This window comes from Enterococcus sp. DIV1279b (assembly GCF_050531515.1).
GTDB classification, from domain to species: Bacteria; Bacillota; Bacilli; order Lactobacillales; family Enterococcaceae; genus Enterococcus_D; species Enterococcus_D casseliflavus.
In genome coordinates this window covers 1,863,108-1,887,478 of sequence record NZ_CP172891.1, presented here as the reverse complement: position 1 = coordinate 1,887,478, position 24,371 = coordinate 1,863,108, and the positions used below count along the sequence as shown (strand labels likewise).

The following is a 24,371-nucleotide window of genomic DNA, read 5'->3' as shown; positions in this document are numbered from 1 at the left end:
CGCTTTGTAAAGAGGAAAGAAAAAAAATCTTCGTAAAAACGAAGATTTCCTAGTCAGCTCGTTGAGCATCAAAGCAGATGGCGATACAATCCAACAACCAATCCTAAAATCGTTACGTCAGGCAAAATGATTGGTTCTAAATAATCATTTTCTGGTTGTAAACGAATGTAATTCTTTTCTTTATAGAATCGTTTGCACGTAGCTTCGTCTTCATCTGTCATAGCAATCACGATATCGCCATTTTGAGCACTTTGTTGTTTACGAACGATTACTTGATCACCGTCGAGAATGCCAGCATTGATCATACTTTCTCCTCGGATCGTCAACATGAATAAACTTCCTGTGCTATTCGCTAAATCTGGCGGAATCGGAAAGAAATCGGATGCATCTTCCACGGCTAAAATCGGTTCTCCAGCAGTTACGACACCAAGCATCGGAATGGATGCTGGTTGAACATCGATTTTTTCAAGACCGGAAGCAGTTAATTCAATGGCTCTGGGTTTTGTAGGATCTCGTAAGATCAGCCCTTTTTTTTCAAGTCGGGACAAATGGCCATGAACAGTTGAGGTAGAAGATAACTGAACGGCTTCGCCAATTTCGCGAACAGTCGGCGGATAGCCTTTTTCAGTGACACGTGTATGAATGAACTTAAGAATTTCGATTTGTCGATTTTCTGTTCGTTTTGCCAAAACTGACACCTTCTTTCATTTGATAACCTTAGTGTACCATAGCTATATCGATTATTCAAACAAATGTTCGCTTTTTGTGCTATTGTTTTTGCTCGCTAGTTTGTAGTAAAATCAAGAGGGAAAAGGAGGAACAACTATGCTATCTCAAGAAAAATTAGCTCGAATCAATGAACTTGCCAACAAGAAAAAAACAGAAGGATTGACTGAGGCTGAGACCCACGAACAAAAAGTTCTGCGTGAAGAGTATTTAACCGCCTTTCGTGGAGGGATGCGACACCATATCGAAGGAATGAAAATCGTTGACCCTGAAGGTGCTGATGTGACACCAGAGAAGTTAAAAGAGATTCAAAAGAAAAAAGGTCTCCACGGCAGATAATTGTGAATTCCTTTTCATTGCTATTGAAATAAGCTTCTGAATCACGTATAATGAAAGATGTAATAAAGGTAAAAAAAACCTAAATTAGGAGGAACTACCATTGTTTGATAAAATCGATCAATTAGGAGTGAACACCCTTCGTACATTAAGTATCGAAGCCGTACAAAAAGCCAATTCAGGACATCCAGGATTACCGATGGGGGCAGCACCCATGGCCTATGCCTTGTGGACGAAACACTTGAAAGTCAATCCAACGACTTCTCGCAACTGGGTGGATCGTGACCGCTTTGTTTTGTCTGCTGGACACGGTTCGGCGTTATTGTACAGCTTGTTGCACGTGTCTGGTTACGATGTGACCATTGAGGATCTAAAAAACTTCCGTCAATGGGATAGCCGCACGCCAGGACATCCAGAAGTCGATCACACAGACGGCGTGGAAGCAACCACTGGACCTTTAGGACAAGGGATCGCCATGGCAGTCGGTATGGCAATGGCCGAAGCCCATTTGGCTGCAACCTACAATCGCGACAAGTATCAAGTCATTGATCACTATACCTACGCTTTATGTGGCGATGGCGACTTGATGGAAGGTGTTTCGCAAGAAGCTGCATCCATGGCTGGTCACATGAAATTAGACAAACTGATCGTCTTGTACGATTCAAATGACATCTCCCTAGATGGCCCAACTTCAAAAGCCTTTACAGAAAATGTCGGTGCGCGTTTTGAAGCGTATGGCTGGCAACACATTCTCGTTGAAGACGGCAATGATTTAGAAGCGATCTCGAAAGCGATCGACGAAGCAAAAGCTGAAAGCGACAAACCAACCTTGATCGAAATCAAGACTGTGATCGGATACGGTGCGCCAAATCAAGGCACCTCTGCCGTTCATGGTGCGCCGATCGGTGCCGAAGGCATTTCTGCAGCCAAAGCGATTTATGGTTGGGAATACCCAGAATTTACCGTACCTGAAGAAGTTGCCGCGCGCTTCAAAGAAACCATGATCGATGAAGGGCAAAAAGCTGAAGCAGCTTGGAACGAAACCTTCCGTGCCTATGAAGCAGCCTACCCAGAACTTGCTGCGCAATTCAAACAAGCCTTTGCGGGTGAATTGCCAGCAGATTGGGATGCAGCATTACCAAGCTACGAAGTTGGCAGCTCACAAGCTAGTCGAGTATCTAGCAAAGAGATGATCCAAGCCTTATCCAAAGCCGTCCCTAGTCTCTGGGGTGGATCGGCTGACCTTTCTGGATCCAACAACACGATGGTGGCAGCAGAAAAAGACTTTGAACCTGGCCAATACGAAGGCCGCAACATTTGGTTTGGCGTCCGAGAATTTGCGATGGCGGCAGCGATGAACGGCATCCAATTGCATGGCGGTACGCGAATCTATGGCGGAACCTTCTTCGTCTTCGTTGATTACTTGCGTCCAGCGGTGCGCTTGTCTGCGATCCAGCATGCACCTGTGATCTATGTCTTGACGCATGACTCCGTGGCGGTTGGAGAAGATGGACCGACGCATGAGCCAATCGAGCAATTAGCTAGCGTCCGTTGTATGCCAAATGTCCAAGTGATTCGTCCAGCAGACGGCAATGAAACCCGTGCTGCCTGGAAATTGGCCATGACGACAACGGATAAACCAACGGTCTTAGTCTTAAGCCGACAAAATCTACCAGTGATCGAAGGCACGCAAACCGGTGCGGATGAAAATGTCGCAAAAGGTGGCTACGTGATTTCAAAACAAGCTGGTGAAACACCAGCGGGGATTTTGATCGCCACAGGTTCTGAAGTGAATCTTGCGGTCCAAGCACAAGCTAAATTGGCAGAAGAAGGCATCGATGTATCGGTGGTCTCCTTACCAAGCTTTGATCTGTTTGAAGCACAAAGCTCAGAATACAAAGAAAGCGTCTTGCCAAAAGCAGTGAAGAAACGGGTAGCGATCGAAGCAGCTTCCCCATTTGGTTGGGAACGTTACACCGGTTGCCATGGAAAAGTGATCGCGATCGATCATTTCGGTGCATCGGCACCTGGTGACAAAGTCTTAGCCGAATTCGGCTTCAGTGTTGAGAATGTCGTGAATACTTTCAAATCAATCGATTAATTGATCGACAATCAATCAAAAATAGCACGTTCGAGAATCTTTTCGATTTTCGAGCGTGTTTTTTTGTCTGGATCCTTGCCACTTTAAACGTGTTAGAGTGACTTATTTAAAGTAATAGTGGCAAAGATTTCCAAAAAATGGTTGTACCGAAAGGCACAGGCACGTGTGAATAGTAAGAGGGAATCGATAAAATAGCAATCTAACAGTTTTTTAAAAAAACTTATCAGTAGTTAGCAAACCAAGCGGGATACCCATACAGTTTTTTAAAAGTCTTTTGTTGTTTGCGAAGTGAACATTGTTTGCACTGTTAGATGTTTTTCCGTATAATAGCTGTATTGATTTATTTGAAAAAACGTACAGTTACTGGAGGAAAAAAATGGGAAGTTATCAAACAAGAAGTGAAAGACATCATCAACCAAAGAAGACGATAAAAAGGCCTACTAAAAAGGCGGTGGTCTCTTTGATGGGGGCAGGAATGATGTTAGCGCCAATGACGGTCACTTTCGTTCCTCAACAGGTACAAGCTGCTGAGAATCAATACGCGACGCAGGACATCTCAGGTTTTATTGAGCAAATTGGCTGGTCAGCACAAGATGTTGCTGCCAACAATGATCTCTATGCTTCTGTGATGATTGCTCAAGCGATTTTGGAAAGCGGCTATGGTTCTTCCGCGTTATCCAATGCACCCTATTACAATTTGTTTGGGGTCAAAGGCAGTTACAACGGACAAAGTGTCTATATGCCTACACAAGAGTATTTGAATGGTCAGTGGGTAGAGATGAATGAACCGTTTCGTCAATATAACTCTTACTGGGAATCGTTTCAGGATCATGCGAATGTCTTGCGCAGCACGAGTTTCGCGACAGGAACTGCTCATTACAGTGGTGTTTGGAAAAGCCAAACAACCTCATTTTATGATGCAACGAATTACTTGACGGGGCGCTATGCTACCGATCCAGGGTATGCACAAAAACTGAACTGGTTAATTGAAACGTATCAGCTCACACGCTTTGATACTGGGACAACGCAAAGTACCGCATGGACAAGTACAACGAGCACGACTAGCACGAGTACTACGCAAACTACAACGACGACTCAGGTAAACAGCGGATCTACAGCGCAGAGCTATCACGTTGCTTCAGGCGATACACTTTGGGATATCGCCAATAAATTTGGCACAACGGTCGACGCTCTAATGGCAACAAATGGGTTATCTAGTGAGGTCATTGTTGTTGGCCAAGAATTAATCGTTTAATTATCTGATACCGCCTTAAGAATGATTGCTTTAAATGGCATCATTCTTAAGGTTTTTTTGTAATGGAAAAACAAAATCAAGAAAGTGAATACAAACAAATATAAAAAAATAAGAAAAAAATTGAAATTGCTTACTTTTTATTCGCAACTCGGGGTTATTTTAGGTAGAATGGAAGAATAAGAACGGGAGGGATTTTCAATGACAAAAATCTATCAATCGGTCAATGAGTTAGTTGGGCATACGCCAATCGTCAAATTAAATCACATCGTAGAAGAAGGTTCTGCGGATGTGTATCTGAAATTAGAGTTCTTCAATCCTGGGGGAAGTGTCAAGGACAGAATTGCTTTAGCCATGATTGAAAAAGCAGAAAAAAATGGCTTGTTAAAAGCTGGTGATACCATCATCGAACCAACTTCTGGGAATACTGGGATCGGCTTAGCCATGATCGGTACGGCAAAAGGCTATCGTGTCGTCCTGGTTATGCCAGAAACCATGAGTATTGAAAGACGTAAAATTGTTCAAGCTTATGGTGCAGAGTTGATTTTGACCCCTGGGTCTGAAGGAATCACTGGTTCTATCAATAAAGCAAAAGAATTAGCAAAACAAGACGGCTATTATATGCCATTACAATTTGAAAATCCAGCCAATCCAGAAGTCCATGAAAAAACGACAGGGAAAGAAATTGAGGATGCGTTTGAATCTAAAGGGTTAGACGCTTTTGTTGCTGGGATCGGCACAGGTGGTACGATCACTGGTGCGGGGAAGGAATTGAAGCGCGTCTATCCTAATTTGAAGATCGTGGGCGTTGAGCCTGCAGAATCAGCTATTTTAGGAGGTGGCAAACCTGGTCCCCATAAGATCCAAGGGATCGGCACGGGATTTGTTCCTAAAGTACTAGACACTGAGATTTATGATCAGGTGATTGCCATCGCTAGTGAGGATGCCATGGAAACTGCGCGTCAAGTTGGGATGAAAGAAGGAATCTTAGTAGGGATTTCTTCTGGTGCAGCGATCAAAGCGGCATTAGAGGTTGCTAAGGACTTAGGAAAAGGCAAAAAAGTCTTAGCGATCGTACCAGATAATGGTGAACGCTATTTGTCTACGGCACTGTATCAGTTTGAAGACTAGCAAAGAGGGAGAAAGCAGGCATTCGTTTGTCTGCTTTTCTTTCTCGAAAAACTGAGGGAAGACGGGCTGGGAAAATGCGCTATTCCTTTGAAAAAAACAAGGAAAGCTGTTTGAATTTTTAGGTTTTACATAGTATGATAGGTAAGATAAGAGAAATGGAGGAACTCCTGTGAGTACGATCTACGATGAAGCGATCAAACGATTAAAACATGAAAATATTCGTATTACACCGCAGCGAGTAGCGATATTAGAATTTTTAGCCAGTCACGATGCCCATCCAACCGCTGAAGAGATTTATCGGGCGATCGAAGTTCATTTTCCTGGTATAAGTGTCGCAACGGTATACAATAACTTACGTTTGTTCACAGAAATTGGCTTTGTAAAAGAAATGAATTATGGAGATGCCTCCAGCCGTTTTGATTTTACAACGGAGCCTCATTATCATGCTATCTGCCAAAAGTGTGGAAAGATCGCTGATTTTTACTATCCAGGATTGGAAGATGTCGAAATGGCGGCTTCGAAATTAACTGGGTATCAAATAAATAACCATCGACTAGAAGTTTATGGTCTATGTCCCGAATGCCAAGTGAAAGAGGAGGAAACAAAATGAAGATAATTTCTACAGATCAAGCACCACAAGCAATCGGTCCTTATGTTCAAGCAAAAATCGCAAACGGCTTTTTGTTTGCTTCTGGTCAAGTGCCATTAGATCCTGTTTCGGGGGAAGTTGTCGGTACGACGATTGAAGTACAGACTCAGCAAGTATTGAAAAATATCAACGCGATTCTTGAAGCGGCGGAACTTACGCCAGATGACATCGTTAAGACGACATGTTTTTTAAAAAATATGAATGATTTCGTTCCTTTCAATAATACGTATAGCACATTGTTCAATGAAGCGTTACCTGCACGTTCTGCTGTCGAAGTTGCTCGCTTACCAAAAGATGTTTTGGTTGAAGTTGAGATCATCGCAGCAGTCAAAGAAAAAGCGTAACCAACAAAGAATCGTGGGACGTCCGCATTTGCGTCGTCCCCTTTTTATTGATTCGATCCTGAGTAGGAAGAATCTTAATGTTTCAAGTGAGCCAAGGAGAAGAGGATGCAGTATGGTTTCGTTAAAGGAATATTTGGCAAAAGGGCAAACGACGATTTCAAATTTGCTTTTAGAGAATTACCATCATCTTGGTTTGACGAATGATGAATTTTTGTTATGGCTGCAACTGTATCGCAGCCATGAGCAAGGCAATGATTTTCCAGATTTACGTGAGATCGCCTCGGTGATGGGCAGCGACCAAAAAGAGATCTATCATTGGTTGAATCAATTGCTGAAAAAAGATGTGCTGCGAATGGATTCAAAAAAAGACGACGCAGGAAAAATGGTGGATTATTATGATTTCACTGGCATTTATGAACGGCTCGAGTTTCTTTTGCAGCAGCAATCCAAAAAGGAAGTCGCTGAAACAAATGAAGAGAAGATACGCGAGTTGTATCGCTTATTTGAAGGAGAATTTGGTCGCCCCTTATCGGCGATCGAATACCAACGGATCGGGCAGTGGTTGGATGAGGACCACTATGATCCCGAGCTGGTCCAGTTTGCTTTGCGAGAAGCGGTCTTGAATCAAGCGTATAGTTTAAACTATATCGATCGTATTTTGCTTTCGTGGGAACGCAAGAATATTACCTCAAAAGCGCAAGTAGAAGAAGAGCAAAAAAGAAGAAAAAAACAGTTTCTTCAAAATGAAACCACGCCACAAGAGGATGGCCCAATGCCCAAAATCCCTATGCATAATTGGTTAGAAGGAGAGTAAGATACAAGGAGTTTAATTCGTCCAATGATCAGTAAAGAAAAAACAATGACTGCGATAGAAATAATGTATGAGATGTTTCCTGAAGCACATGGAGAACTAGTGTCAAAAAATGCCTTTGAATTGCTGATTGCTGTCATTCTAAGCGCACAGGCAACGGACGTGTCAGTCAATAAAGTGACACCGGCACTTTTTGAAGCATATCCAACGCCGCAGGCTCTCAGCGAGGCGCCGTTAGAAGACATTATTGAAAAAATCAAATCGATTGGCCTCTATCGAAACAAAGCGAAAAATATCAAAGCTTGTGCCTCTGAATTGTTGTTGCGTTTTGGAGGCGAAGTGCCTCAAACCAGAGAAGACTTAATTTCTTTGCCAGGTGTCGGCAGAAAAACAGCGAACGTCGTTCTTGGCGATGCATTTGGCATTCCAGCAATCGCTGTCGATACGCATGTCGAGCGGGTATCAAAAAGGCTGCGCATCTGTAAACTAGACGCCAACGTATTAGAAGTCGAACAAACATTGATGAAAAAGATTCCAGATACGTTGTGGGTCAAAACGCATCACACGTTAATTTTCTTTGGTCGTTATCATTGCACAGCCCGGGCACCTAAGTGTGAGGTTTGTCCATTGTTGACAATGTGCCAAGAAGGAAAACTTCGGATGAAGGGGAAGAAAACCATTTAATGGTGAACATAAACCAAAAGTAACTAGGATCAAGACGCTAAGCGAAATCGCTTAGCGTTTTTTTTTTGCACAAATTGATAAAAAAACAGGTAATTAACGTAATACCCTTTATTAAAGCCCTTTCAAGTAACTGGAAAAACATAAGCTTACTGAATTTTTTTGATTACACCACTCAAAATTAGATGTTTTTTCACAAAGAGATCGTGTGAGGGATGATGCTCGATGCGAAATGAACCTTCCGATACGCCTTTTTTTTGAAACTATTTGTAAGCTTAGTATGATGGGCTTCTTTCGGACAGTTTTTAACCTTTCTTTTTATAAAACAGCATATTTTCGGTCAATAAAACGTAAAATTAATAAGAAAATTCACCTATTGGTGAAAAATAGTATTTCAAATCTGTGAAAATCATCAGTATAGTGAACTTTGTCAAAGGTTATAAGTCTTTCTCTGCTATTTTACGAATGACAGAAAAAGCGTTGCATAGTTCAAATGATTCTGTAACGATCTCAAAATCATTTTTTGTTAACGGGTCTTAGACAAACGCAGTTTTGAAAAGATCACTTATAAGATGTGGCAAGTATAGAGGAGGAGGGTGAATGAAAGGAGAAAAGGTATGGAAATTAGTTCGTATGGTTCTGTTTTGCACTCTTTTTTATGGGATAACTATTTCTACTGCAGCGGTGAATGCTCAGGAAGTGCAGTCGGTTGAAACAGAAAGCTCTGTGCTTTTTACCGGTGTTTATGAGCCTATTGGGCAACCCGAACCAGCACCGCCAGCAGGCCCTACAGAGAATATCTCGCCACCAAACGAGGTAGCAAAACCAGGTGGTATTTTACCAAAGACCAACGAGACAAGAACTTACGGCGTAATCTTACTTGGATTACTGCTCGTACTGGTTGTATTGTATGTGCAATATACCAAACATCGATCAAAATTTATGATGGTTAAAAAGAAAAGACAAATAATTTGAAAGCAGGGATGAATTTGAAATTCGTAAGATTTGCATCGGCAGCTGTTTTAGCTGCAACTTTATTTACTATTAGCGCGCAAGCCTTCGCTACTGAAAGTGTAACAAACCATGATACAGAAGGGAAAGTTCTCTTTGTACCAAACGATAGCGAAGCAACAGTGGTTCAACCACCAAATCCTGGTCCTAATGGTCCAGATGTAGAGATCGATCCAGTCGGCCCGGAAGGACAAACGGGACCATTGACGATTGCTTACGCACCTACGCTTAATTTCGGTGAGCAAGTGATTTCTAATACCGATCAAGAATATAAGCTAGTGGCTGAATTACACAAGCTAAAAGATGCGGAAGATAGTGAAGAAAGAGTTCCTTATGTTTCTTTTGCCCAAGTCCAAGATACGCGTGGGACAAATGCTGGGTGGGATTTAAAAGTTTCCTTAAGTGCTTTTGAATCAGGAACACAAAATAATGAACTGACTGGAGCAAGAATTCGTTTTAATTCGCCAAAATTGGAATATAACGGAAGCAACCAAGAAAATGAACCACAAATTCATGCGGATGGATTGATTTTAGATGCTACAAATAGTGAGCGTTCGGTTCTGACCGCTGCTCAAACAAAAGGTGCTGGTGTATCGTCAGTCGTTTGGGGCGATCAGGAAGAAATCAATCGACAAGTGGAAGCAGGCGCAGAGGTTGTTGAAAATGCTGGAATCGAGTTACTTGTTCCTGGATCAACAGCGAAAGACGCTGCTCTTTATGAAGCAACCCTTACTTGGACATTGGCTGCAACAGCTGGACCGGACGGAGAAACGGTTCAATAACTTGGTTTTGTACTGAATAAAAAGAAAGAAGGAACTAGAAATGAAAAAGATTCGTTTAGCTACGGTCGCTGTATTATCCACCACTTTACTAGCAGGAGGCGTTCAAGCCTTTGCCCAATCTTCATTAGAAACGACTACCGATAACGTTGTAGGGTTTACCTCAGACGGAAGCGATCTAACAGTGGTACAACCGCCAGTCGTGCACCCAGAAGTAGAAACGATCGAACCAACACCGCCAGGACAAACGGGTCCATTTACCATTGCTTATGCACCACAAACATTCGATTTTGGTCAGAATGCTATTTCTACCAGTGATCGTTGGTATTCAATCGTTGCTGATGAGCGTAATTTGGCTGATCAATCAGGTACGACACCGTATGTATCGTTTGCCCAAGTGCAAGATACCCGAGGAACGCATGCTGGTTGGACATTAAATGTTAGTCTAACTGATTTTACTTCTGAATCAGGGGATGTCTTGACTGGGGCAAAAATCAAGTTGGCAAACCCTGAGATCGTGTTCAACAAAGGCGAGGGTGATCCAGACTTACAGCCAAGTGCCGTTATCAATAATGAAGAACAAAATGCGTTGATCTTAGATGTCAACGATCAAGACATTCCTGTCATGCGTGCTTCGGTCGGTCAAGGCGCGGGCGCTTCATCGATTTACTGGGGAGATCAAGAAAAATTGACGGAACAAAATCTTAATAAACAAGAAGGCGAAATTATCAGAAATGATGATATTCAACTATTTGTACCAGGTTCTACCACGCAGCTAGCAACTAACTATACTGCGGAAATGACATGGACGCTAACTGCTTCTGTTGATAGTGGCGGCGAAACAGTAAATCCGTAAGAAGGATCATAGCTTGCAACAAGAAACAACTGGCAGGAATAGTAAATTATTCCTGCCTTTTTTGGAAGGAGAACCACTTTTGACTGAACAACGTATGAGAATGAAATGGATAAAAACGGTTACCTATGCGGTCATCCTATTATCATTCTTTTTTTCACCAAGATTGAGCTATGCTCAGACAGAATCAGAATTAAACTTCTATGTGACGCCTATCTTACCGGAAAGTCAGCTGGAAGGAGGGGCATTGGGGTATTTCGATTTAAATCTTGGGGCAGGAGAACGTGATGAATTGGCTTTAGAGATCGAAAATGGTTCTGATCAAGCGATCGAAATAGAAATTTCTGCCCATACGGCATTTACGAATGTGAATGGTGTTGTGGAATATGGTAGGGATGCAGAATCCCCTGATCCGACTTTACCTGCATCAATTGATGAACTGGTAGAGGTGCCTGAAACCGTATCGTTCGATCCATTAGAAAAACGAATCATTTCTTTACCGATTACGATGCCAGAAGAGGAATTTAAAGGGGTTTTGGCAGGTGGCATTCGAATCAAAGAGGTTATTTCGGAAGAGGAGCAAACACAATCTGCTGAACAAGGATTAGGTATTCGGAATGCATTTTCCTATGTCATTGGTGTGGTAGTAAGCAACAATCGGTCCGCAACGGATCCGGGATTGGAACTGCTTGATGTTTTTGCCGATCAAGTAAACTACCGAAACGTATTTAGTGCTGTTATCCAAAATTATACTTCAACATTTGTCAATCAATTGGAAGTAACAGCTGAAATTCGATCTGTTGGCAGTGAGACAATTTTATATGAAACAAGTCAATCAGCGATGCAAATGGCTCCTAATTCACATATGCATTTCCCAATTCCCTTGAATGGCGATCGTTTTCGTAATGGGGAGTATGTATTGAATCTTACTGCGCGGTCAGGAGAGGAAGAGTGGTCTTGGGAACAGACATTTAGCGTAGAGGCAGAAGATGCTCGCCGCTTAAATGAACTCGATGTCACTGTAGATACGTCACTCAATTGGTGGATGATCGCCACGGCTGGTCTAATCAGCTTGTTTCTATTGCTTGCGATCATCCTAATTGTTCGTCAGAAAAAAAATGCAAAGGAAGGTGGGAAAAGTTGAAATGAAGAATACCCCACACAAGGTAATAATTGCGATCATTATTGGATTGCTAAGTGTGCAAACTTTTTTTCCAAGTCTGAGCAGTTTACTATTGCCAGAAATCCACGCCATCGATCACACGATTGAACCATTGGACGAAACGCATAACATGTCCTTGCTTGATAAAGCAACACAACCGATCCAAACAAAAGAATTTGACATCCATACCCCTTTTTTTCAGTTTCCAGTTAGTGTGATTGAAGGTGTCGTGGATCAACCGATCGATGTTTTCGTCGTATCAAGCCAACCGTTAGATGAGATTACGCTGGTTGTAGCGAAAGAAGCAGCGATCGCGGAAGAAGAATTTGCTGCAGAAGTGAAGAGTAAAAAGCTGTCTGAAGAAGAACAGGAATGGACGCTTACCTTTGATGAAGAGCTAATGGAGTTCGAGATTCCTATCGTCTTTAATAAAATAGGCGATTATCAACTGGTTATAGGTGAAGCGGAACTAACGATCGAAGTACAGGCAGAAGATGACGAGGAAGAGGACTCGGATGATGATGCAGATAATGAAACGATCGAGACAGAAGTCTCACCATCAGAGACGCCGCAGGAAGGGGAACGAACCACGCAACCTTCCAATGACGCGAACCTAAACGAGAATCAGCAAGACACAGAAGCTGATCAAGCAGAAGCGATTGCCCAATTGACAGAACCGGTCACACCGTTAAACGAAATCAGTCATCGGGATGTTTCCAACTGGCAAGAATTTATGGCGGCAATCGTGAACAAAGATGTAAATTATATCAATATCGTAAACGACTTTGAATCTTCGGATAATCCTACTCAAGGAGTTTCTGGAGTGGCTGTGGGAAGTGCAACTTCCAACCCAACAAATGGATTAGCCTATATTTGGACCAATGCTTCTGGAATTTCAAGAACGCTTGTGATCGAAGGCAATGGGTATCAAATCGACTTTAGAGCTGTTGCTGTCGGATTTTATGATAGTACCGTCAATAGTGCAACGCCGTGGGACATCACGTACCAAAATATCGATATCGTTCATGGCAACTATTATGGCTTCATGAATTTTACGAATATGAGCATTCCACAACAGAATCTATCCAGAATGCGCTACCATAATTTGACCAATGCGGGAAATCAATTGATTCACTCGCACGCAACACCTGTCGTTATGTCTGGCGAGGTAACATCGCATCAATCACCGACGTATACGTCCCGATCAGGACGAGTACAAACGATCAACGCAACGAATCAGGTAAATATGGAAATAACCCAATTAGAAGTTCTCGATAACGCAGTAGTTGACATGTCAACGATTAATGCGGGAAATATTTATTTGTACTATGCAACGGGTCGAATGATTATTGGCGATGATGTGAAAATGACCTTGCGAACAGCTGGCACAGGAGGAGAAGCCTATGGGGCAAATATTTACATTCAAAATGGTCGGATCGATATCGGTAATCGATCCGAGCTTCATTTGAATGCTCGAGCCAACTCCCCCGCAATCAGTATGTATGCTAGCGGCGCCCACTTTGAAATGTCTGAGGATAGCAAAGTGGTAATCAAAGCTGACGGACGTACCACAAGCCTCAATGGATGGGGCTATAACATTATCTACATGGGTGCTGGAAGCACGATGCTTATTGGAAATAAAAGCAGTGTCGAAATTGATGCAGTGAATCAAGGGACCACCACATCCGGAGTGATCCATGTAGCCGGTGCCGCCACATTTATTGTTGCTAAAGAAGGAATCTTGGATATTAAGTCAGACGGAACCAATCCCTCTCATTCCTTGATGACATTTTTGAGCTCGGCCTCAACCTTCACTTTTGCGGATGCACAACGCATCAATTTAGAGAAAACAAGGGCGGTTACCGGAAATGCAGCAAATAGCAGCCTTATTTCGATCTCCGGCAGCGGTGGGCTATTAGATGTGGATATTCAAGCAGCGAAACAATGGCGGCACGGAAACTTGACGGAGGAACCAGACTTCAGTTGGAGTCCAATCTTCAACTTAAAAGTGAATTTTGCCTCTACCTTGTCATCGATTTCGAATGTTTCTTCCATCTCTCAAGAGATCGTTGATCATTTTCGCGCGAATTTTACCACAAGAGCACAACGTATCCTATTTGAATATATTCCAGATGTCGAGGTTCATTTAGAACCATTAACGGAAGACCCGGCACTGGAAGGCTCAAGAATCATTAGGGGAAAAGCCACACCTTATAGTGTGATTCGTTTTGACGGAGATCCAGCGATTCCCGCACCGCAACTGCAATCACCCTCTTTTGATGATAACAGCTTGTTCCATCTTCAAGCAGATGCCAATGGTGATTTCAGCTTGACCTTAGCCGAGGGGGATCGGTTTACAAAACATAATACGGTGACGGCTTACGCTTTCTTAAATGGAAAATTTGATACAGCTGAAACAGTTGTTCAAGAGATTGCCACAATGAATCCACGAGATCCGATCGCGCCAGATATTGAAGTAAATCCAGAAAATAAACCGGATATACCAGAACATTTAGGGTTTATCAGTATCGATTTCATCTCCCAGTATAGCTTTGGAGATGTATCAATAAGTGCAGATACCAAACAGTACAAGGCATTGCCGCAACGTCTTAGCAGTGCAGATGGCTCAGTAACTGAGGAACGGCCAAATTACGTGCAGATTTCTGACCGTCGCGCTCAATTTACCGGCTGGGAACTAAACGCGACATTATCCGCTGCAGGATTTCGTAATGATCGAGGAGAAGAACTTCGGGGTGCACGAATTATTTTAGAAAATGCAGTTATGCTGACGAATGCTGCCAATTCAGCAATTCCTCCCACTTATAGTGAATCAATGATCCTTGATCCTGGGGTACCCGCTTTGATCGCTGAAGCAGATGCAAATGAAGGAAGCGGTACCTGGATTCAGCGCTACGGGGATATGGGGACGATGGGGGATAGTGTCAAACTTGAAGTACCCATTGGATCAAATCCGCGTAACATGACCTACCAAGCAACGATTGAATGGGAGTTAAGTTTTGTCCCATCTACCGAATGATCAATGCTCAATCTTATCAAATGGAAGCTGTTGACGCCTATGACAGCTTCCATTCTTGATAGGAAGATAGTGAGTAAATCGCTTGAAAAGCAGTGGGTTTTACCGTTTTTTTGCGGTAGATCACGCTTGCTTCCTAATAACCGCGAAGAGATAGAGTTCACCTAAACTCGTGCAATAACTATTCAAGCAGCTTTGAATCAGTTCGTCAGGTTTTGTTCAAAACCAATGATGCCAGCTGAAACAAGAGAAAGGAAACTGTATGAAGAGTAAAAAAAAGAAGTCATATCTGACAGTATTCAGTGCTGGGATTTTAGCAAGCCAACTTTTTGTTTCTCCCGTATTGCTGGCGAAAGAAAGCCCTCAGCCTGATAACTATTCAGAAAATACAAATGTCGAACAGCAACTTGATGACCAAGATTCATCGGCAGCAGATGACCAAGAAAGTCAAGAAGACGTCAGCAAAGAGCAAACGGAGGACTCGACCGAGTTATCCTCCGAATCAAATGAACCGCTTGTGGATTCAGAAACAGCAGATCCCGTTGTAGAATCTCTTGATTCGTCTGAAGAATCAGACTCAACACAAACGACCGAGTCAGCGGAAACGACCGAACTAGAGGAATTAGAGTCCACGGAACCTTCCGAGGAAGAGGAAAAACTAGATGCTGAAACGGACGATCTAGAAGTAGAAACAGAGAACAAGCCAAAAGAGACCGACTTGATTGATGAGTCATTGGCACCAAAAGAAAATGAAATTTCAACTGAGAGCAACGAAAATACTGAAAATGCAAAAAAAGAGGAGCCGAAAACACCTCCGATTATTGCACCTGAGCAAGTAATAAACCCTGTCGTTCAATCACCAGATGCTACTTCTCACTTGAAAAATTCTTTTTATGATGGACGTACCATTGATTTACCAGAGAGTTTTCGGGCAGCGAAGATCGCAGATTCGAATCTGTTAGATTTCACCTTGCCGATATTAGCTGATTATGATGCCCAATGGCAAGCGGCATTGGTCTACGAGATCATCGGGCAAATTGGTGAACTAGAAGAACCATCGACAATGGACGAATGGATCAATGAACGGATCAAAGCGGTTATAGAAGGAAAAGCTAGCTGGATAGAAAAAGAACAGCAGGTTGAACAATTACAACCGGGGGATCTTTTATATGACGAAAATAAGTTAATTGGTATCTACCTCGCAGATGGTTACCAAGCAAGTTTAGTGACAAATCAAGAAGAGCCAACGAAAACTGCCATCGAAGTTCAGCGGGTTTCAATCGAAGAGCCGCTATCGATCAGACGGCTATCAAATCCTGAATTGGCTACATATGGCGAAAAGCTAGTTACTGAATATCCAGCCCCTTACGAATTTACAGTGAATCAAAAGACCCAGACGTTTATTGAAACATTGGCACAAGAAGCCCAAAGCTTAGGGCAAGAATACGATGTCTTTGCTTCTGTATTAATCGCGCAAGCGATCCTTGAAAGCGGCAGTGGCGACAGCGGGCTTTCCAGCAGTCCCCATTATAACCTTTTTGGGATCAAAGGCAGTTATCAAGGAAGCAGCGTGACTTTACCAACAATGGAAGATAAAGGCAACGGAGAACTATTCCAAATTCAAGCAGCCTTTCGTTCCTATTCAAGTTATCGAGATTCGATGGCAGATTATGTCAAATTGATTCGCGGAGGAATCACTGGAAATCCAACCTTTTATCAAGACGTGTGGCGCTCTGAATCAAAAAACTATCTTCGGGCAGCAGATGCTTTGACGGGCACTTATGCGACCGATGTTAATTATAGTAAAAAAATCAATTCACTGATTGCGGTCTATGGATTGACGCAATATGACCAAGTGATCGCAACAGAAACAGGCTTGTTTATCCAAGGAAAAGAACAAATTCCAGAAGAGTATCGCTCCCTCATGACATTCCCAGAATACAACGGTCATGACTACAATCTTTCTGGTTCGTATCCTGTTGGACAATGTACTTGGTATGTGTTCAATCGGGTGAGTCAATTAGGCGGTCAAGTAGATGACTACATGGGAAATGGTGGTCAATGGGGCAATACCGGACGACGTTTAGGTTACAACGTCAGTCAAACGCCTAAAGCAGGCAGTATGATCTCTTTTGCACCTGGAACAGCTGGATCTGATCCTCGTTATGGTCATGTCGCTTTTGTTGAAGCCGTTGGTCCAAATGGTATTTTGGTTTCAGAAGGAAATGTCTATGGTGGAACCACAATCTCTTATCGCGTGATCAGCAATGAATTGGCGCACTCATCAAGTGTTTCATATATTATGCCAAAATAAGGATGGAGGGCTGGCAATATGAGTAAAAGGCATAGACAAATAGGTCTTCCTATCAGCGGTATCTTTTTGATGGTCCTTTTGCTTATTGCGTTTCTTCAGCCGTATCGACTGGCGTTAGTCAGAGGAACGTCCAAGCTGCCGACGATCGAGGATCGACAAGTTGTGCTGATTCATAAAAAGCGTCAGCCAAATCGCTATCAGCTGATCGCTTTCGAACAGGAAGGAAAATTTTTGATCAAGAGAGTGATTGGTGTGCCGGGGGATTCCTTCGTTCGTACACAGGAGCGGTTGTTGATTGGGGCGGAGGATACTGACTTTGATTTTTCATTTATGATCACTGTGAAGGATGAAGCCGTTGAGGCGTTGCCGATTCGGGGGTACCTCAAAGAAGATGAGTACTTTGTCGTTGGCGATGCACTGCTCACTTCAAGTGATAGTAGAGAATTTGGAATCATTTCAAGTAAAACCTTTTATGGTGTGGTGACCACGTTCTTCTGACACATCAGCTTTTTGAAAGGAAGTTTGCGATGATTCATTTCTTGCAACATATCAACGAGACTAAGTTTGTATCAAAATGGATGAATAAAACGAATTTTAGTTTTGATGGAAGGAAGAGACTGTGATTTTTATCTATATTGGGATGATACTGCTTGCCATTGGAGCAGGTAGTATCATCGGTTGGCGATTGTATCGAGAATATTTATTAAGAAAAGTTGAAAAGCAGCTGTCGTCAGATGCTTTATCCAAAAGGAAACTGCGTTTATTTAAGCACAACCTGCGCAGTGGGCACCTGCTAATTTTATTGGGCTGCAGTAGTGCCATAATCGTAAGTGTCTTGCTACTAACAGTTTTTCAGCTGACAGGCGGCATTCATTTGCAAAAGCTGCAAGAAGAAACCAGTCAATTGAAAGAGGAAGTCTTCGCGCTAAGAACTGAACAAACGGAATGGGTGCGGATGCCGATTTTTGCCTATCCTGAGAACGGCTTTTCTTTTGAAGCGATTGATTGGGAGCATTTACTCGTCTCCAATGATCGTGAAGCACAGTTTGCAGCTGAATATGAGTTGGCCTATCAGTTATCACCATATCTAGGTCGCACTGTAGCGATGATTTTTGTTGATCAGCCTTTGCAAGAAATCTCCATTGTTCTATCTAGCAAATTACCATCAATTGATGACTTAAACGGATGGGAAGAGAATTTTTCTCGTCTACTCCATGATATGCAGAACGTTCCCCTGATCACCCAAGGAACCTTCTCTGTCCAATTTTCCAAGGATTCTGATCAGTCCTTTGAGCAGACGATCATTCGTGACGAGAATGGGGTCTGGACCCTTTTAGAATGCAGATTCCCAAACACTGATGCTCAAGAAGTAGCCAACAACGAGAGGAGCGAGAGCATATCGTCTACTCCTCAAACGGATCAAAGTGAAACGATCAATACAAATGAACAAAAAGGCAGTGTGAAAAATTAATGATGAAAAAGAAAAACAAAGGTTGGTTTTCTGCCCAAAAGCTAATGGATGAAGTGAATCAATTATCCATAGAAGAGCTGAATGAATTTGAGGAGACAAATCAAGAAGAGGGAATCGTTGAGGATCAAGGGTCCGCAAAGGCTACCCCTGAAAAAAATGAGGACGAGACCAATCGACCAGCAGACAATGAACTCCCTAAAACCCAGAAAGAAGCAGTAAAACCTGTCGCACAAACTTTCGCAAAACCGATTTCTCACCAAAGAGTGGCTGGAGATCAGCAGAAAGAGCAAAGTGTCAAAAAGATAGCAGTGCAGCAAAAGTCCTCTGGCAACCGTGATAGCTACGCCAAGGATAGTCAACTCGTTGAAGATAAAGGAGAACGTATGGAGAAAGAATTGAGTACAAACCAGACAAATAAGCAAGAGTCAAAAGAACAAGAAAAGGATCATATGATTGAAAATTTATCTTTTGAAATCAAAGAATTGATTTTAGAAAATGAGCAACTACAGGAAGAAAAAAATCAGTTAAAAAAACAGCAGAAGGTAGTGGCTCAACAAGAAGCAGAGGCAAAAGAATTAAAAGCTTCGCTAGTAGAAGCGAATAAGAAAGTCAAAGACCTAGAAGAGCAGCTTGCAAAAGTAGATACAGAAAAACTTGAAGTAAAAATCCAGCAATTAGAAGCCAAGTTAGCTGTTCAGCAAGAAAAAGAGCAACAAGAGAAACAAACTTACGAAAAGGAACGCGCTGAATGGACCTTGAAGCGGCAAGAAATCCAGCAGCTGCAAGAGGTAATTGCTGATTTGAAACAGCAATTGGCAGAAAAAGAAGAGCTTGCTGCAAATGTATCAGCTAGCGAATCAAATGAAGAAGTCGCAGAGCTTCAGGCGACAATCGAAGCATTAAGGGAAGAAAATGCAGCCCTACAAATCGAAAACGAGCAGTTCCAAACAGAAATCAGTGAGGTCTTAGTCTTTGCTAGAAGAAAAGCGAATCGCACAATTCAGGAAGCGAAAATCGAATCTGAACGAATGATCCGTACAACAGAAATGCGGATCGATGGGATTCATGATCGTGCCAAAGAGATTCTTTTTGAAGTGAACGAGACGAAAGAAAATGTGATTCATTTATTTGACGATCTGCATAATCAAGTTTATCAGCTATCCGATAAAAAATTGCTGTTTGAAGAGCTTGAAAAGTAAGCTTCTACATTTATATGGCAGGAATTAAAAAAAAACAGTAGATCAGATTTTGATCTACTGTTTTTTTGCGATTCTCCATTATTCGACACTACCATCGTTTGGTTCCGGCGGGTCCGGTGGTGAGGAAGGATTATCCTCACTGCTGGAAGGTGTTGTTGAACCGGGATCCTGACTAGAAGCAGGAGGCGTAACGACCGATGATGAATCATCCTCATCAGGTGTTGTCACTGGTGGTGTTACTTCGCTTGATGATTCTGTTGTGCTTGATGGTGTTGATTCGCTACTTTCTGTAGAAGGTGTCGTTGGTTCAACGTAGGAACTGCTGCTGGACGAACTTGGTGCTGAATAGCTTGGTTGGGTGTACGTCCCTTCAAGATAAAGCTCTCTTCCGATCCGTGTCAATCCGTCAGGCATTGTCCAGTCCGTGTTTTCTACAGAAGCAGAAACATAGCGCATCAATTCACGATAGACATCTGAAGCCACATGGGTACTACTATCAGTGATCGGTGTCATTTTGTCGTTGTAGCCTGTCCAAACCGCCAATGAGTAGGAGGGAGTATAACCGGCAAAGGTAATATCAGGGTAGGCACCATTCGATGTATCCAGTTGTGCTAGCTGGTCATCGGTGTAATTGGACGTTCCCGTTTTCCCTGCTTGGTACAAACCATCGATTTGCGCGTTGGTTCCAGTACCGACAGAAATAACATCTTTCAAGATATCGGTCACCATGTAAGCTGTCGTATCATCCATTGCTTCTTGACCAGAAACTTTAAAGGATTCTTCGTCTTCTGTGCCATCTTGCATGACGATTTTATTGACGTATTGTGGTTCATAATAGGTGCCACCATTTGAAAATGCAGCATAAGCAGCGGCCATTTTCAGACTGGAGATCCCATACTTTGTGCCATCCAATTTATCCGTATTGCTGGAAATCGCATTGGATTGGGTGATCGTATCATATTCGATTCCTAAACCACTGAGAAAGTCTGCGATATTGTCCGCTCCGACTTCATCAAACAGCTTCACTGCTGGCACATTTCTAGACTCTGCTAAAGCAGTCCGCAAGGTGATATTGCCCATATATTGGCGATCCCAGTTGTAAACAGGAATATTCGTCCCTTTATACGTGTAAGGTTCATCTAAAATCATTCTACCCGTGGAATCTTGTAGAAATTGAAAGGCAGGGCCATAGTCTGTGATTGGTTTGACGGTCGAACCAAAGTCTCGTGCGACATTGACAGCCAGGTTATTTGCTAGAACATCATCAACATTACGGGCACCGATCTGAGCGGTCACCTTGCCTGTGTTGACATCAACTAAGGTAGCGGCAACTTGCATCTTATCATCTGGGTAATCAACGTAGTCGTCACTGTTGACGATGTCATATAATCGTTTTTGTGCATCGATATCGACATTGGTGTAAATATCTAAACCATCTGTATAAACATCTTTGCCGGTTTTTTCTTTGACTTCAGCGATCACTTCGTTAAAGTAGTTGTCAAAGTATTTCCACTCTTGGTTTTCACGCGGATTGTCTTGCAAGCCTTCTTGAATATCCTCGGCAACGGCCGCATCATATTCCGCTTGCGTGATTTTTTCATTTTCCAGCATTGCACCTAAAACAACATCTCGCCGACTTTTCGCATTATCAGGATGCGCGAATGGGTCAAAAGCTGAAGGGGCATTTGGTAAACCGGCAATCAAAGCGGTTTGCGCAAGGTCTAGTTCAGCTAACGGCTTGCCGTAAAACTTCATTGCGGCGGTTTGCATCCCATATACACCATTGGACATATATACTTTATTGATGTAGTAAGTGAGGATCTCTTGTTTTGATTTCATTTGTTCAAGACGAACCGCCATCCATGCTTCTTGTGCTTTTCGACGTAATGTTTGGTCTTCAGCGCTGGTAGAAAAGAAGGACAGCTTGATCAATTGCTGTGTCAACGTACTTCCGCCTTGCATACCGCCGGTTGTGGCATTGGATAATGCGGAACCGACGATCCGAATCGGATCGACTCCGATATGCTGGTAGAAGCGGCGATCTTCGACAGAGACGATCGCGTCTTCCAGCAGTTGAGGAATCTCACTTGCTGTAATTTTTTCTCTGGTTTCACTACCGAATTCAGTGATCAATTCGCCATTTGACGCATAGAAACGAGAAGAAACCGTTGAATCCAAACGTGTTTCATCAAGTGCAGGCGCATCTTTGGCATACCACCAGAATAGCCCCATCCCGGATAGAATCCCGATACAGCCCAAGAAAAACAGCCCCATAAATACTTTTAAAAGAATACTCCCAATGCTTCGTTTGCCTTTTGCCTTAGGAGGCTTTGGTGCTTTTTTAGCTGTACCTTTTTTAGAATCATGCCGAGAGGTCCTCGATTGTGATCCATTTGCCATACTAATCATTCTCCTTCATCGTTAAAAATTGATCAACTGCTTTTAAATAGGGAATACGCGGCGCAATTGAAGGGATGATTTCAATCCCATTCGTTTCAATATAGGCCAGTGTCATTGATTTTTTCCCCGTTTCTTTTTGCAGGTGCCATTGAGAAATTAAGCACTTGCTATCGAGAAAAAAGCAGCGTTGTAGACTAGAAAACCATAAAAGAACGAAACATAAACCCGCTTGTTCCAAACAGTCTTCCATATGCTTGATTTGGTGTGGATGAAAATTTTTAAAGGGAAATGACGTTTTGTTTTGAGTCTCTTTCGCTTCAAAGTCGATATATTGCCCTTGATAAACCCCATTGTAATCAGTGGTGGATGCCTCACGGAAATAGGCTTCTTTGATTACGGCGGCGCTTCTTCTTGGATAATCTACTTTCACGATTTGAATTGGTGTCGGTTTCTTATGAATGACAGCAAGTTTCCGATTCAAATAATAAAGGTTGCTTTCATTGATCGCTTCTTCAAAACGCATCCCACGATTGGCATACGTTTTTGGCTTTATTAGTTTCTCTTGCATTTTTTGTTTTTTGCCGTCATCATAGGTAGTAGATTGTCCATTCGGGTAACGAATAACCATGTTGTTCACACTCCTAGGCAACATTATACCAAAAAGTCGTTTGGAAAGAAAAGAGATGACCAGAGAAACAATGAAAACCTTATACTTTACTGGCTATCGTAATTATGAATTAGGTGTCTTTCAAGCAAAAGATCCCAAGATTGCAGTTATTAAGAAAGTAATAATGTCGACTTTGACCAATTATGTCGAAGAAGGGTTAGAATGGCTCTTGATCAGCGGGAATCTTGGAGCAGAGCTGTGGTGTGCCGAAGCCGTTGAACAATTAAAACAAACATACCCAGAACTGAAACTAGGAATTATTTTTCCTTTTGAAGGGTTTGGTGAAAATTGGAACGAAACCAATCAGCAGGCACTGCAAACAGCGAAGTCATTTGCCGATTATGTCAATGCCACCAGCCATAAGCCTTACCAAGACCCCAGTCAATTAAGAAATCACACGGCATTTTTACTGGAGCATACCGAAGGCGCACTTGTGTTATATGATGACGAATTTCCAGGAAAACCTAATTATTTCTTAAGAGATGCCAAAGCTTATAGTGAGCAAAATCCCTACTTTATTCATCAAATAACAATGGATGACCTACAAAACGCAACATTTGATAGTAATTTACTTTGATTTTCGTATATTTTTTGATAGAATGGTCTAGAAAGTGAAAACCATTTGGAATAAACAATGAGGTGTAAATAATGGCAAATTTAATTTATAGTCCAAAAGATATTCTGCAACAAGAATTCAAAACAAAAATGCGCGGGTATGATCCAGTTGAAGTGGACGAGTTTTTAGATAATATCATTAAAGACTACGAAAGCTACAACAAAGAGATCTTAGCCCTGCAAGAAGAAAATGACCGTCTGACAGCGAAAATCGATCAATTGTCGAAAAACCAAGCGATCGCATCTCGTGTTCAACAAGAAGCGCCGAAAAGCCAAACCGTTACAAACTTTGATATTTTGAAACGTTTGTCTAATCTTGAAAAAGAAGTGTTTGGCAAAAAGCTTGATCGTGAATCAGAACCTGTCACTCGTTCTTCTTCCTACAACAGCAACTATACAAATGCTGATTTTGAAGATGACAACGAAAAAACCCGTCAATTCTAATCTAATGTAGAAAAGATAGTTGTGGTTTTCGGGTAATTGCGGCATAACTCGATTATGCTGAGGAAAGTCCATGCTCGCACAAGCTGAGATGCTTGTAGTGTTCGTGCCTAGCGAAACCATAAGCTAGGGTACTTGAGAAAGTAACGGCAGGAAAAATGGCTAAGGTGTAAGCTATGCCAAAGTATCCTTGAAAGTGCCACAGTGACGAAGCAAGGCGGGAAACCGTCTTGGTGGAACGCGGTAAACCCCTCGAGCGAGCAACCCAAACAATGGTAGGGGCACTTTTTGCACGGAAATGAACGGAGCAAGAAGGCAAGTAATTGCAGATAGATAATTACCCAGTGTTTTCTTCTCCCTGAGGAAAATACGGACAAAACATGGCTTATAGAAA

Annotated in this window: 22 protein-coding genes and 1 other RNA gene; 20 read left to right on the top strand and 3 right to left on the bottom strand. The window is 42.4% G+C overall.

The annotated features are described in order from the left end of the window. Window positions 1-68: 68 nt before the first annotated feature. The gene (gene lexA / locus IGI71_RS08885) at window positions 69-689 is read right to left on the bottom strand and encodes a transcriptional repressor LexA (RefSeq protein WP_005226165.1); all 621 of its coding nucleotides are present in this window, start codon (window positions 687-689) and stop codon (window positions 69-71) included. Between the two features lie 136 nt (window positions 690-825). On the opposite strand from lexA, the gene IGI71_RS08880 reads away from it, so the two are divergent. The 17 genes from IGI71_RS08880 to IGI71_RS08800 all read left to right on the top strand — a co-directional run bounded on the left by IGI71_RS08880 (window position 826) and on the right by IGI71_RS08800 (window position 19,854). After that, window positions 826-1,065 carry a DUF896 family protein gene (locus IGI71_RS08880; protein ID WP_005226164.1) on the top strand — a complete coding sequence of 80 codons (240 nt, stop codon included), beginning with the start codon at window positions 826-828 and terminating at the stop codon, window positions 1,063-1,065. Window positions 1,066-1,165: 100 nt separating this feature from the next. After that, window positions 1,166-3,163 carry a transketolase gene (gene tkt, locus IGI71_RS08875; protein ID WP_060791961.1) on the top strand — a complete coding sequence of 666 codons (1,998 nt, stop codon included), beginning with the start codon at window positions 1,166-1,168 and terminating at the stop codon, window positions 3,161-3,163. A gap of 376 nt (window positions 3,164-3,539) precedes the next feature. Continuing rightward, on the top strand, window positions 3,540-4,418 hold the full coding sequence (locus tag IGI71_RS08870) for a glucosaminidase domain-containing protein (RefSeq protein ID WP_016609285.1): 879 nt from the start codon (window positions 3,540-3,542) through the stop codon (window positions 4,416-4,418). 198 nt (window positions 4,419-4,616) lie between these two features. Continuing rightward, complete coding sequence (gene cysK / locus IGI71_RS08865; protein ID WP_118215638.1) at window positions 4,617-5,546, top strand: cysteine synthase A; 930 nt, start codon at window positions 4,617-4,619, stop codon at window positions 5,544-5,546. A gap of 169 nt (window positions 5,547-5,715) precedes the next feature. After that, window positions 5,716-6,156: a Fur family transcriptional regulator gene (locus tag IGI71_RS08860; protein ID WP_005226158.1), complete on the top strand. Its 441-nt coding sequence runs from the start codon at window positions 5,716-5,718 to the stop codon at window positions 6,154-6,156. Next, window positions 6,153-6,539: a RidA family protein gene (locus tag IGI71_RS08855; protein ID WP_015509753.1), complete on the top strand. Its 387-nt coding sequence runs from the start codon at window positions 6,153-6,155 to the stop codon at window positions 6,537-6,539. The genes IGI71_RS08860 and IGI71_RS08855 overlap by 4 nt, the downstream gene beginning before the upstream one ends. 112 nt (window positions 6,540-6,651) lie before the next feature. Next, a complete protein-coding gene (locus IGI71_RS08850; protein ID WP_115232341.1) occupies window positions 6,652-7,353 on the top strand; it encodes a DnaD domain protein in 702 nt (233 codons plus the stop codon). 24 nt (window positions 7,354-7,377) lie between these two features. Continuing rightward, window positions 7,378-8,034, top strand: a complete 657-nt coding sequence (gene nth / locus IGI71_RS08845) for an endonuclease III (protein ID WP_005226155.1) — start codon at window positions 7,378-7,380, stop codon at window positions 8,032-8,034. A 597-nt stretch (window positions 8,035-8,631) separates the two neighbouring features. After that, window positions 8,632-9,006 (top strand): LPXTG cell wall anchor domain-containing protein, encoded by a 375-nt coding sequence (locus IGI71_RS08840; protein WP_010748400.1) that lies wholly within the window; start codon window positions 8,632-8,634, stop codon window positions 9,004-9,006. A 14-nt stretch (window positions 9,007-9,020) separates the two neighbouring features. Next, window positions 9,021-9,824: a WxL domain-containing protein gene (locus IGI71_RS08835; RefSeq protein WP_115233073.1), complete on the top strand. Its 804-nt coding sequence runs from the start codon at window positions 9,021-9,023 to the stop codon at window positions 9,822-9,824. A gap of 40 nt (window positions 9,825-9,864) precedes the next feature. Next, on the top strand, window positions 9,865-10,677 hold the full coding sequence (locus tag IGI71_RS08830; protein WP_010748398.1) for a WxL domain-containing protein: 813 nt from the start codon (window positions 9,865-9,867) through the stop codon (window positions 10,675-10,677). Window positions 10,678-10,690: 13 nt separating this feature from the next. Beyond that, window positions 10,691-11,818 (top strand): DUF916 and DUF3324 domain-containing protein, encoded by a 1,128-nt coding sequence (locus IGI71_RS08825; RefSeq protein ID WP_060791955.1) that lies wholly within the window; start codon window positions 10,691-10,693, stop codon window positions 11,816-11,818. A 1-nt stretch (window position 11,819) separates the two neighbouring features. Then, entirely contained in the window at window positions 11,820-14,873 is a 3,054-nt protein-coding gene (locus IGI71_RS08820; protein WP_260262444.1) for a WxL domain-containing protein, read from the top strand. Window positions 14,874-15,132: 259 nt separating this feature from the next. Beyond that, window positions 15,133-17,184: a glucosaminidase domain-containing protein gene (locus IGI71_RS08815; protein WP_430615434.1), complete on the top strand. Its 2,052-nt coding sequence runs from the start codon at window positions 15,133-15,135 to the stop codon at window positions 17,182-17,184. Between the two features lie 18 nt (window positions 17,185-17,202). After that, window positions 17,203-17,682 carry a signal peptidase I gene (lepB, locus tag IGI71_RS08810; RefSeq protein WP_430615431.1) on the top strand — a complete coding sequence of 160 codons (480 nt, stop codon included), beginning with the start codon at window positions 17,203-17,205 and terminating at the stop codon, window positions 17,680-17,682. A 121-nt stretch (window positions 17,683-17,803) separates the two neighbouring features. Beyond that, complete coding sequence (locus tag IGI71_RS08805) at window positions 17,804-18,655, top strand: hypothetical protein (RefSeq protein WP_430615428.1); 852 nt, start codon at window positions 17,804-17,806, stop codon at window positions 18,653-18,655. Further along, complete coding sequence (locus IGI71_RS08800) at window positions 18,655-19,854, top strand: hypothetical protein (protein ID WP_347483081.1); 1,200 nt, start codon at window positions 18,655-18,657, stop codon at window positions 19,852-19,854. Before IGI71_RS08805 ends, IGI71_RS08800 begins: the two co-directional genes overlap by 1 nt. Before the next feature lie 78 nt (window positions 19,855-19,932). On the opposite strand, the gene IGI71_RS08795 is transcribed toward IGI71_RS08800, so the two are convergent. Both IGI71_RS08795 and recU read right to left on the bottom strand, forming a co-directional pair. Next, a complete protein-coding gene (locus IGI71_RS08795) occupies window positions 19,933-22,254 on the bottom strand; it encodes a PBP1A family penicillin-binding protein (RefSeq protein WP_034857413.1) in 2,322 nt (773 codons plus the stop codon). Between the two features lies 1 nt (window position 22,255). Next, window positions 22,256-22,882 (bottom strand): Holliday junction resolvase RecU, encoded by a 627-nt coding sequence (recU, locus tag IGI71_RS08790; RefSeq protein WP_010748391.1) that lies wholly within the window; start codon window positions 22,880-22,882, stop codon window positions 22,256-22,258. A gap of 70 nt (window positions 22,883-22,952) precedes the next feature. Between recU and IGI71_RS08785 the strand changes: the two genes are divergently transcribed. From IGI71_RS08785 to rnpB, 3 genes are all read left to right on the top strand, one after another. Then, a complete protein-coding gene (locus tag IGI71_RS08785; RefSeq protein WP_005226143.1) occupies window positions 22,953-23,498 on the top strand; it encodes a DUF1273 domain-containing protein in 546 nt (181 codons plus the stop codon). Window positions 23,499-23,569: 71 nt separating this feature from the next. Further along, on the top strand, window positions 23,570-23,980 hold the full coding sequence (gene gpsB, locus IGI71_RS08780) for a cell division regulator GpsB (protein ID WP_005226142.1): 411 nt from the start codon (window positions 23,570-23,572) through the stop codon (window positions 23,978-23,980). Between the two features lie 24 nt (window positions 23,981-24,004). Then, an RNA gene (gene rnpB / locus IGI71_RS08775) (RNase P RNA component class B) lies at window positions 24,005-24,370 on the top strand. Window position 24,371: the final 1 nt, after the last annotated feature.